This is a genomic window from Variovorax sp. YR752, assembly GCF_943372545.1.
Map to the genome: position 1 here is coordinate 1 of NZ_CALRZC010000263.1, position 10890 is coordinate 10890.

At 69.5% G+C, this 10890-nt stretch carries 10 protein-coding genes; 7 read left to right on the forward strand and 3 right to left on the reverse strand.

The features are described from left to right. The 3 genes from AAG801_RS36090 to AAG801_RS36100 all read right to left on the reverse strand — a co-directional run. The coding region (locus AAG801_RS36090) for a sensor histidine kinase N-terminal domain-containing protein (protein WP_341892743.1) at positions 1-1227 on the reverse strand (1227 nt) is incomplete at its 3' end. Then, positions 1224-1919 (reverse strand): response regulator transcription factor, encoded by a 696-nt coding sequence (locus AAG801_RS36095; RefSeq protein WP_341892744.1) that lies wholly within the window; start codon positions 1917-1919, stop codon positions 1224-1226. The genes AAG801_RS36090 and AAG801_RS36095, both read right to left, overlap by 4 nt. Further along, the gene (locus tag AAG801_RS36100; protein ID WP_341892745.1) at positions 1919-2590 is read right to left on the reverse strand and encodes a DsbA family oxidoreductase; all 672 of its coding nucleotides are present in this window, start codon (positions 2588-2590) and stop codon (positions 1919-1921) included. The genes AAG801_RS36095 and AAG801_RS36100 overlap by 1 nt, the downstream gene beginning before the upstream one ends. 65 nt (positions 2591-2655) lie before the next feature. Here AAG801_RS36100 and AAG801_RS36105 point away from each other — a divergent pair, with 65 nt between their 5' ends. From AAG801_RS36105 to AAG801_RS36135, 7 genes are all read left to right on the forward strand, one after another. Then, positions 2656-3441, forward strand: coding sequence for a transporter substrate-binding domain-containing protein (locus tag AAG801_RS36105; protein ID WP_341892746.1), 786 nt, complete (start codon positions 2656-2658; stop codon positions 3439-3441). Between the two features lie 93 nt (positions 3442-3534). Next, on the forward strand, positions 3535-4209 hold the full coding sequence (locus AAG801_RS36110) for an amino acid ABC transporter permease (RefSeq protein WP_341892747.1): 675 nt from the start codon (positions 3535-3537) through the stop codon (positions 4207-4209). Between the two features lie 10 nt (positions 4210-4219). Next, on the forward strand, positions 4220-4870 hold the full coding sequence (locus AAG801_RS36115; RefSeq protein WP_341892748.1) for an amino acid ABC transporter permease: 651 nt from the start codon (positions 4220-4222) through the stop codon (positions 4868-4870). Continuing rightward, positions 4860-5603, forward strand: a complete 744-nt coding sequence (locus AAG801_RS36120) for an amino acid ABC transporter ATP-binding protein (RefSeq protein ID WP_341892749.1) — start codon at positions 4860-4862, stop codon at positions 5601-5603. The genes AAG801_RS36115 and AAG801_RS36120 overlap by 11 nt, the downstream gene beginning before the upstream one ends. A 502-nt stretch (positions 5604-6105) precedes the next feature. After that, positions 6106-8667 (forward strand): winged helix-turn-helix domain-containing protein, encoded by a 2562-nt coding sequence (locus AAG801_RS36125; protein WP_341892752.1) that lies wholly within the window; start codon positions 6106-6108, stop codon positions 8665-8667. Between the two features lie 124 nt (positions 8668-8791). Next, positions 8792-9262 (forward strand): globin family protein, encoded by a 471-nt coding sequence (locus AAG801_RS36130; RefSeq protein ID WP_341892750.1) that lies wholly within the window; start codon positions 8792-8794, stop codon positions 9260-9262. Between the two features lie 18 nt (positions 9263-9280). After that, on the forward strand, positions 9281-10890 hold a 1610-nt coding region (locus tag AAG801_RS36135; protein ID WP_341892751.1), incomplete at its 3' end, for a Calx-beta domain-containing protein.

The window sequence follows — 10890 nt, forward strand, 5'->3', positions numbered from 1 at the left end:
GCCGATCTCGTCCTGCCCGTCGGGACGGTAGAAGCGCGCGCCGAGCCGCGCGAGCTGCTCGTCGGAGAGCGCTTCGCCGTCGTTCTCGACCTCCAGCCGAGACTCGCCGAAGCGCAGCAGCACCGCGCTGCCCACCGGGGCGTAGCGCACCGCGTTGTCGAGCAGGTTGCGCAGCAGCACCGCCAGCAGCGCCGCATCGCCGAGCAGCGGCAGCGGTGCACGGCCGGCGGGCTGCGCCCAGTCGCAGGCCAGCTCGATGCGCCTGCGTTCGGCCAGCGGCAGGCAGTCGCTCATCGCCTGCTCCACCACCTCGGCCCAGTCGATCTCCTGCCGGACCGGCGCCGTGCTGCCGGCCTCCAGCCGCGACAGCGCGAGCATCTGCGTGACCAGGCGGTCGAGCCGCTCCAGGCCGAGCCCGAGCTTGCCTTCGGCCGCGTCGCGGTCCGCACCCGGCGCGGCGCGGCGCACTACGTCCCACTGCGCGCGCAGCACGGCCAGCGGCGTGCGCAGCTCGTGCGCGGCATCGGCAGTGAAGCGGCGCTCGCGCGCCAGCGTGGCCTCGATGCGCGAGAACAGGCCGTTCATCGATTCGACCAGCGGCTGCAGCTCGGCGGGTGTCTTCTCGGCGGGCACCGGCTGCAGGTCTTCGGCGCTGCGCGCGCGCAACTCGTCGCTGAGCTGGCGCACCGGCTCGAGCGCGCGGCGCACGCCCCAGGCCATCGCGGCCAGCAGCAGCGGCAGCATCGCCAGCCAGGGCAGCAGCTGGCCGAGGGTGACGTCGAAGGCCAGTTCCTCGCGCTCATAGGCCTTCTGGCCGGCGGCGACCAGCCAGGCGCCGTCGAAGGACTGCAGGTAGTAGATACGCCAGGCATCGCCGGCGATCGCCAGGTCGACGAAACCGGCCGAGTCGGGCCGATAGGGCAGGCCCACGCCTTCGCGGTCGGACAGCAGCAGGCGCCCGTCGCGCGCCCACACCGCGATCGCCAGGTCGCCGAGGTCGGCCTCGCCGGTCGCGGCACTGGCCGCCGGATGCGACAGCAGCGGCATGTTGCCGTCCATCGGCACGGCGAGCGTGACCTGCACCTGCCGCGCAAGGCGGATCAGTTCGGTGTCGAACAGCTCGTCGACCTCGTGGCGAGCGAACTGCATCGAGATCACGCCGGCGATCAGCCAGACGATCGGCGCGCTGATCAGCAGGTAGATCAACAACCGCCGCTGCAGACTCATGACTGCCCCTGTCCGTTCTGCCCCTCGCCGTTCTCCGCCGCGCCCAGCGCATAACCCACGCCGCGCACGGTGCGGATCACGTCGCGGCCGAGCTTGCGGCGCAGGTGGTGCACGTGCACCTCGAGGGTGTTGCTCTCCAGCGTCTCGCCCCAGTCGTAGAGCTTCTCCTGCAGCTGCGCCTTGGAGAGGATGCGCCCCGGGTGCGCCATCAGCGCCTCGAGCAGCATCAGCTCGCGCGCGGTCAGCTCCACCGGCGCGCCGTTCCATTGCACGCTGCGGCCGGCCGGGTCGTAGGCGAGCGCGCCGTGCTGCCACACGCTCTGCGCGCGGCCGGTGCTGCGCCGGCTCATCGCGCGCAGCCGCGCGGCGAGTTCGTCCAGCGTGATCGGCTTGACGAGGTAGTCGTCGGCGCCGGCATCGAGCCCGGCAATCCGGTCGCTCACGCCGTCGCGCGCGGTGAGGATCAGCACCGGCAGCTCGCGGCCGGCGGCGCGCCACTGGCGCAGCCAGCGCATGCCGTCGCCGCCGGGCAGGCCGAGGTCGAGCACCACGGCGTCGTAGGGCACGCCGGCCAGCGCCGCATCGGCCTGCGTGCCGTCGCGGAACCAGTCGACCACGTGCTGGCGCTGGCGCAGCCCGGTGGCCAGCGCATCGCCGAGCTGGGGATCGTCCTCGACGACCAGTACACGCATCAGGCTTCGCTCTCCGCGGCGATCCGGCGCAGCGCCTGCGCGAACACCTCGGGCGGCTGGCCGCCCTGGATCAGGTGGCGGTCGTTGACGATCACCGACGGCACCGAGGAAATGCCGGCGCCCTGGTAGAAGCGCATCTGCTCGCGCACCGCGTCGGCGTGCTGGTCGCTGTCGATCACCGCGGCGGCGGCCGTCGCATCGAGCCCGGCGCGTACCGCGCAGCGCAGCAGCACCTCGCGCGCCGAGGGGTTCTCGCCCTCGGTGAAGTGCGCCGACAGCAGCGCGTGCTTGAGCACCCGCTGCTGCGTCGCGCCGGCCTCGCCGGCCCAGTGCAGCAGGCGGTGCGCATCGAAGGTGTTGTAGGTGCGGCTGCGCCGGTCCATGCGGAACTCGAAGCCGACCTCGGCGCCGCGCTGCGCGATGGCCTGCTGGTTCGTTGCGACCTGCTCGGCGCTCATGCCGTACTTCTTCGACAGGTAGGGCACCACCTCGGCACCTTCCGGGCCCATGTCGGGGTTGAGCTGGAAGGGCTGGAAGTGCAGCTCGGCGCTCACCTCGCCTTCCAGCCTGGCCAGGGCGATCTCCAGCGAGCTCAGGCCGACGGCGCACCAGGGGCAGACCACGTCGGAGACGAAATCGATCTTCAGGGTTCGGGGCAGCGGGGCGTTCATGGCGCGAGTCTATCGGGCATGGCGCTTGCTGAATGACCGGCTCGCGCACCAAAACGGAGACATCCATGCAACGCCGCCTTCTCATCGCCGGTCTCGGCGCCCTGCTGACCGCCGCCACCGGCCTCGCGCAGGCGCAGAGCGCACTCGACGACGTGCTCGCCAAGAAGCTGATCACGATCGCGATCCCGACCGACTTCCCGCCCTACGGCTTCGTCGGCACCGACCTGAAGCCGCAGGGCCTGGACATCGACATGGCCAACCTGATCGCCGCCAAGCTCGGCGTCAAGGCCGAGCTGGTGCCGGTGACCAGCGCCAACCGCATCCCGTACCTGCAGACCAAGAAGGCCGACCTGGTGATCTCGACGCTGGGCAAGAACCCGGAGCGCGAGAAGGTGATCGACTTCACGGCCGCCTACTCGCCCTTCTTCCAGGCGGTGTTCGCCGCCAAGACGCTGACCGTCAAGGGCCCGGCCGACCTGGCCGGCAAGACCGTCGGCGTGACGCGCGGCGCGATCGAAGACATGGAGCTCACCAAGCTCGCCCCGCCCACGGCCGACGTGAAGCGCTTCGAAGACAACAACGCCACCGTCTCCGCCTTCGTCTCCGGCCAGGTGCAGACCATCGCCACCGGCGCCTCGGTGGCCGGCAACATGATGGCGCGCAACCCGCAGCTGGCCACCGAGTTCAAGTTCGTGCTGAAGGATTCGCCGAACTTCATCGGCGTCGGCAAGGGCGAGGACAAGCTGCGCCTGAAGGTCAACGAGATCATCGCCGCGGCCAAGGCGGCAGGCGAGATCGATGCGATGGCCAAGAAGTGGCTCGGCCGCCCGGCGGGCGAACTGCCGAACTGAGATGCGCGCACGGGCCGCAGCGCCGGGCCGCCCCAAGCAAGGCCCGACCCTCGTGGAGGGTCGCTCGCCGTACTCGGCGAGCGGGGTGTCGTCATGATTGCCCTCGACTTCGGTGCGGTGCTGGTCGAGTGGCCGGCGCTGCTGCGCGGCGCGGCCTTCACGCTCGGCCTGACCGCCATCTCGGCCGTGCTCGGCGTCGGCCTGGGCGTGGCCTGCGGCTGGGCGCGCGCGCACGGGCCGGCGTGGCTGCGCACGATCGTCGGCGTGTATGTGGAGCTGATCCGCAACACGCCCTTCATCGTGCAGCTGTTCTTCATCTTCTTCGGCCTGCCCAGCCTGGGCGTGAAGCTGACGCCGGAGATCGCCTCGGTGATCGCGATGGTGGTCAACCTCGGCGCCTACGCGGCGGAGATCGCCCGCGCCGGCATCGAGGGCACGCCGCGCGGCCAGATCGAGGCGGCGCGCAGCCTGGCGATGAGCGAGGCGCAGGTGTTCCTGCGCGTCGTGCTGCCGCCGGCGCTGGGCCGGGTGTGGCCGGCGATGACCAGCCAGATCGTGATCGTGATGCTCGGTTCGGCGGTGTGCGGGCAGATCGCGGCGCAGGAGCTGAGCTACGCGGCCAACCTGATCCAGAGCCGCAACTTCCGCGCCTTCGAGGCCTTCATCGTCGCCACCGCGATCTACCTCGCGCTGTCGATCGTGGTGCGCCAGACGCTCCACTGGATCGGGCCGAAGTGGATCTTCGGCCGCATGCCGCAGAGCCGCTGAGGAACAGACCATGGTCGACTTCAGCCTCTGGGACATCTTCCGCAACCTGCTGCTGGCCGCACGCTGGACGGTGCTGCTGTCGCTGGTCGCCTTCGTCGGCGGCGGGCTGGTGGCGCTCGGCCTGCTGCTCGCGCGACTGGCGAAGCTGCGCGGCGCCGAGACCGGCGTGTCGGTCTACGTTCAGCTGTTCCAGGGCACGCCGCTGCTGATGCAGCTGTTCCTCGCCTACTTCGGGCTGGCGCTGTTCGGCGTCAACGTGCCGGCCTGGCTGGCCGCCGGCCTGGCGCTGACGCTGTACACCAGCGCCTTCCTGGCCGAGATCTGGCGCGGCTGCGTGAATGCGGTGCCGAAGGGCCAGTGGGAAGCCGCATCCAGCCTGGCGATGAGCTTCGGCGAGACCATGCGCCACGTGATCGGCCCGCAGGCACTGCGCGTCGCGGTGCCGCCGACGGTGGGCTTTCTCGTGCAGGTGATCAAGGGCACGGCGCTGGCGTCGGTGATCGGCTTTATCGAGCTGACCAAGGCCGGCACGATGATCACCAACGCCACCTTCGCGCCCTTCACCGTCTACGCCTGCGTGGCGCTGATGTACTTCGCGCTGTGCTGGCCGATCTCGGCCTGGAGCCGGCGCCTGGAAAGGAAACTGCGTCGTGAGCGCTGAACAACCGATCGTCAAGGTCTCCGCGCTGCGCAAGCGCTTCGGCAGCAACGAGGTGCTCAAGGGCATCGACCTCGAGGTGAAGCGCGGCGAGGTGATCGCCATCATCGGCAAGAGCGGCTCGGGCAAGAGCACGCTGCTGCGATGCGTCAACGGGCTGGAGGTGTTCCAGGAAGGCGCGCTCGAGGTCGACGGCCAGCCGCTCAAGCATGGTGACGCCAAGGCGATGCGTGCGCTGCGCCAGCACGTCGGCATGATCTTCCAGAGCTTCAACCTGTTCCCGCACCTGACGGTCGGCCGCAACGTGATGCTGGCGCCGACGCTGGTCAAGAGCGAGTCGGCGGTGCAGGCCGGGGAACGCGCCCGCAAGCTGCTCGAGCGCGTCGGTCTGGCGGAGAAGTTCGACGCCTGGCCCGACCAGCTCTCCGGCGGCCAGCAGCAGCGCGTGGCGATCGCCCGTGCGCTGGCCATGGCGCCGAGCGTCATGCTGTGCGACGAGATCACCTCGGCGCTGGACCCGGAGCTGGTCGGCGAGGTGCTGCGCGTCGTCGAGGGCCTGGCCGACGAGGGCATGACGCTGCTGATGGTCACGCACGAGATGAACTTCGCGCGCAAGGTCAGCGACCGCGTGGTCTTCATGCACGCCGGCCGCATCCACGAGATGGGCGCGCCGGAGGAACTGTTCGGCGCGCCGAAGACGGCGGAGTTGCAGCAGTTTCTGTCGGCGTTGCACTGACGGCGCACCGTACCCAAGCCGGCCGGCGAGGAACGATCCATGAGGGATGTCTGGGCGGCGGGGTTGAGATGCCGCTTGAGACTGGACTGAGACGGTCGCGGTTCGCGTGCGAGTGACCGCCCTGATGCACCGTCTGAAGCGCCCGGGCGCTCCTGGCACAGGAGCCTGCTTGCATTTCAAGGCGAGTGGCAATCTGTGTGTGCGGGGAGTGCTCCAGCCGCGTGCTTGTGGACAGTCAACGCAGTGATGCCTGATCCGGGACGGCCGGCAAGCGATGGGCCGCTTTCCGGAATGCGCGAGAACATGCGGAATCGGCCAGGAGCGGTCCTTGCGGAGGCGTCGCCAAAGCAGACGCTCTGGGTCGCCAACCGCCTCCAGCCCCCGAGAACCTCACGGTGAGAAGCTTCGCGGGCCGCTTGCGTTCAGAATGCGTCCGCCACGGTCGCTCGCGCCAGTTGGGCACGCTGCTCGGCTCGACCGGGATCGCACGTGATTGGATGACATGGTCTCACCGCGTCCTTCGTCTGTTGACCGCATCTGCCTGGGTGGCTTCGTTCTGGATCTGGCCCGGCGAGAACTGCTCACGCTGTCAGGCAGCGCCGCCCCATTGCGGCACAAGGCCCTGGAGGTCTTGTTGATGTTGGGCACGCAGGCCGGACACGTCGTCTCCAAGGATGACTTGCTGGCGCAGATCTGGCCTTCGGTTGTCGTCACCGAGGACTCCCTGACCCAGGCCATCGCGGAGATCCGCCGCTGCCTGGGCGACACGCAGCACCGGTGGATACGCACGGTCGTGCGGCGCGGGTATTGCCTGCAAGTCGAGGCCGCACCGGCGAGCGCCGACGCCGGAGCCGAAACCGCACGGGCACGCGCGGCCTGGCACAACCTGCCGGTGGCTCATGGCCCGCTGCTGGGTCGTGACACCGATCTTTCCGCGGTGCACTCCCTGGTTCTCAGCGCGCGCCTCGTGACGGTGGCCGGCACCGGCGGCATCGGCAAGACACGGCTGGCGTTGGCGGCGGCCCAGAGCGTGGCGGCTGAGTTCAGCAACGGCGGCTGGTGGGTGGATCTCGCATTGGCCCCCGGCGCGCTGCCGCTGGCACCGTCAGTGGCGGCGGCCGTCCGCATCGATCTGCCACCTGGCGAGCCGTTGGTGGCACTCGTCAGTGCCTTGCGCGACGAGCAGGGCCTGCTGGTGCTGGACAACTGCGAACACCGTGTCGACGAGGTCGCAAGCCTGGCGAGCGCGCTGCTGGGTGGCGCCCAGGGCCTGCACCTGCTCGCCACGTCGCAGGAGCCGCTGAAGGTGAGCGGCGAGCAGGTCTATCGGCTCGCGCCGCTCGAATGCCCTGCTGTCGGCGCGACGCTCGAAGAAGCACGCAGCTGTGCAGCCTTTGCCCTCATCGAGCGACGGGCACGCGAGGCCGATCACAACTTCAGCATCGATGGCCGCACCCTGCCAGCAGCCATCGAGCTGTGCAGCCAGCTCGACGGAATTCCGCTTGCGCTGGAGATGGCCGCCGCGCGCCTGCCGGCCGTCGGCGTCGGCGTCGTGCAGCGCTTGCTGGGCGAACGGCTGACCTTGCTCAAGCGCATGAATCGGGGCACGCCGGCACGCCACGAGACCTTGCAGGCCACCCTGGCGTGGAGCTGCTCGCTGCTCGACGATGTTCAGCGCGCGGCGCTCGACGCCCTGGCAGGGTTCTGCGGGCCATTCGAGTCGACCATGGCCCGGATGGTTATGGCTCCGGGCACCAGCGAGGCGGCCTGCGTGGACACCCTGTGTGCACTGGTCGACAAGTCGCTGCTCAGCGTCGAACTTGGCGAGCCGGTTCGCTACCGGCTGTACGAGTCGATGCGCGTGTATGCGTCGGCACGGGTGCGCAACGGCGGTGATCGAGACGCCGCACCTCGCAGGCATGCGCAGGCCATGGCCGCTCATGCCGAGGAACTGCGCAGGGTGGCACCCGAGCTGGCGCATGAAGCGCTTCTCGCCAGATTCGGCCCCAGCTATGCCGACTTCGAGACGGCCTTCGTGCTCGCTTGCGAGCAGCATGACTGCGAGGTAGCGGCTCAGACCTTGACGGCATTGCGCTTGCTCGACCAGCTTCGTGGCGACGTCACGGCTACCCGACGCTGGCTGCTCGCCGCGCGGCCGTTGGCGTTCGAGGCACAGGGAAGAGCGCGGGCGCACATCGAGTTGATGCGCGCGAGCACCGGATGGGTCGAGATGCCCGAGTGGCCAAGCGCGCTGGCTGCCGAAGAAGCCGTGCAAGCCTGGCGTGCGCTGGGTGACGACCCCGCCCAGCTTCATCACGCCCTGATGCTGCTGGGCAAGGAACGTGCGCGGGCTGGTGACTGTGACGGCGCCCAACGGGCTCTGGACGAGGCCGCGACGCTGCGGGCAGCCGGCGGCTCGCGTGCGTTGGACCTGCTCGCGCTCGTGCTCGAAGGCCACGTCTCGGTCTATTGCGGCAGGTGGCAAGAGGGTCTGGATCGACTGCGCGCGGCGTTGGCCCTGGCACGGCAGTCTGGCAAGACTCGGCTGGCGTGCTATGTGCTGATCTATCTGGCCGAAGCGGCAACGCTGTCCGACGATCCGCGGGCCGCACTGCAGTACAGCGAGACGGCGATCCGCGAGGCACGCGCCTGCCGTGCCCAGCAGTACCTGGCGCTTGCGCTGCTGGCGCAGATCGAGGCAGCGCTCGGATGCGATGACGTCCATGCCGCCACCGAGCTCGCGGCCGAAGCCCTGACCCTGGCCGCGCGCTACGGCGTGCACACGGTAGCGGCGGCGGTGTTTTCCTCACTCGCCTTTCGCACCGGGCGGACCTCGATCGCCTGCCGGGCGCTGGGCTACGCGCTGCTCCGACAGAGCGACAGCAACGCGCGTGACGCACGCTATGCGCAGATCCTTCAGGCCCTGCGCAGCCAGGCCGAAGCAGAGCTGGGTTCCAAGACCGTATCGGACCTGCTGCGCTCGGGCGAGCAACTCGGCGGCGACGCACTGTTCGCGCTGCTGAGCCAGGTGATCGGAACGGACTCCACGGGTCCTGCAGGCTAGGGCCTTGGCGGCGCCGGCCGCGCGCAAGCTTCAGACCGATCTCAGCCGGGTTTCAGGACTTCCGCGCCAACGCCGCCGACAGTGTGGTCATGGGGCCGAACCTCACCGGCCCGGAGACCGCATCGTGGACGCACAGACCATCGCGCAGGTGCGCGCCAGCTGGAGTCAGGTGCAGCCGATCCGCTCGGCCGCGGCCGCGCTGTTCTATCGGCACCTGTTCGCCGATGCGCCGGGGCTGCAAGCGCTGTTCCGTGGCGACCTGCAACAGCAGGGCGACAGGTTGATGCAGATGATGGATTGGCTCGTCGACCGTCTCGACGACCCGCCGACCGTGCTGGCCACGTTGGCCGACCTGGGGCGCCGGCACGCCGGTTACGGTGTTCAGGCCTCGCACTACGACCGTGTCGGTGCGGCCCTGCTGCGCACGCTGGCCGATGGCCTGGGCGCGCACTTCACCCCGGCGACGGAGCGCGCGTGGGCCGAGCTGTATGAGCTGATGGCCGACGCCATGATCGCCCCCCTGACCGAAGAGGCAGTGGCTCAGGCGCCGGCCGTGCAAGGCGCGGCATCGCTCGCCGCCGGCGGCGACCGCTGAAGCCGAGGAGCCGCCGCCATGTCGAACCCCGATGTGCTGGGCTGGCTGGCTGCCGGCCTGATGGTCGCGACCTTCGGCTGCCGCGAGGCGGGCGCGATGCGTCCGCTGGCAGTGGCCACCAACCTGGCGTTCATCGGCTACGGGGTCGCGGCGTTACTCGTTCCTGTGCTCACGCTGCACCTGTTGCTGCTGCCCATCAACCTGTGGCGCTGGGCCGAAGTCCTGCGCGCGAAGGAGTCGCTCGTGAAACTGATGAACCTGTTGCGACGTTCGGCGCCCGCCTTGGCGCTGGCAGCCTGTGTGGTGCTGAGCGCGTGTGGCGGCGGTGGTGGCGACAACACCACGCCGTCCTCGACGACCCCGCCCGTGACGTTGACGGAAATCCAGCGCGAATGGACCATCTCGGACATACGCGCCAGGGGCCGCCACTTCGAGCTGCTCGAGAAGGCCGATACCGACCAGAACATCGCGGTGAGCGTGGACAGGGAACTCGACGGCGGCCTGGCCTTCGTGCCGCCGGAGTATCCGGGCAAGTCTCGCCCCCAGGCCGGTGTCTTCTCGCGTCCCGGCGGCATGACCTTTGGGGCCTACGCCGATGCGCCAGGCCTGTCGCCGCTCAATGGCGACGATGCCGTCGGCAGCCAGAGCCTGCTGATCCAGAGCCAGGCCTTTCGCAAGGACGTCGCGGACGCCACGCTCGAGTTCGTGGTCAGTTATGTCTGGATCGATCTGATCGACGACAACCCCGAGCCGCCGACGCACGCGGAGTGCCCCTGGCAAGGCGGGGGCGTGGTCGACTGCAATCGCGTCATGTATGCATGGGTCGACTACATCCTGTTTGCATCGGCCGACGCCGATCGCAGCGGCAACAGCTACGAACGGTACGTTGCCTACAAGGATGGGTTCTTGCAGGTGTCCGGTTGGCGCGACAACTTCAACCACGTCGTAGGCGAAGAAGACAATGGTGCCGCCATCAAGCCCGAACCGCTGTGGGATGCGAGCGACTTCGACGTGCTCCCGGCGTACGACGTCCTGGGCAAGCAGAACCGCCTGTTGGTGATGCTGAAGCGGCCCAAGGTGATCTCGATACCGATCGACACGCTGCCGGTCGGCGCCGAGATCCACGTCCAGACCTTCTCGGTCGCCGAGACCTTCAATCACCGCCAGCGCGAGTCGTTCGCCTCGGCCTACCTGCGCGACCCGGCCAACGCCGGCGGCGCGCCGGGCGCCGAGATCCGCACCAGCGGACTTTCACCCGTGCCGATCCAGAGCGGCACCGTCTTCGACCCCAACGGCGACGACACGCCGCAGTGCAGCGGCGCGCCCGATCCCCTGGCCGGCACGATCGGCTTCGGCCAGGCCTCGTACGCGGAGCCCGAGATTCCGGGCCGGGGTGCGCCGATCACCCTCGTTCGCAGCGGTGGCGCCAAGGGCCAAGTCAGCGTACGGCTGCGCACCCTGGGCGGCACGGCCACGCCGGCGGTGGACTACGAGGCCCAGGACAAGCGCCTCGTGTTCCTCGAAGGCCAGACGAGCCTGACCTTGCGCCTGCCGATCCTGCTCGACCCTACCGACGAGGGCAACGAAACAGTCGACCTCGAACTCAGCGAGCTGCGCGGTTGCGCGCA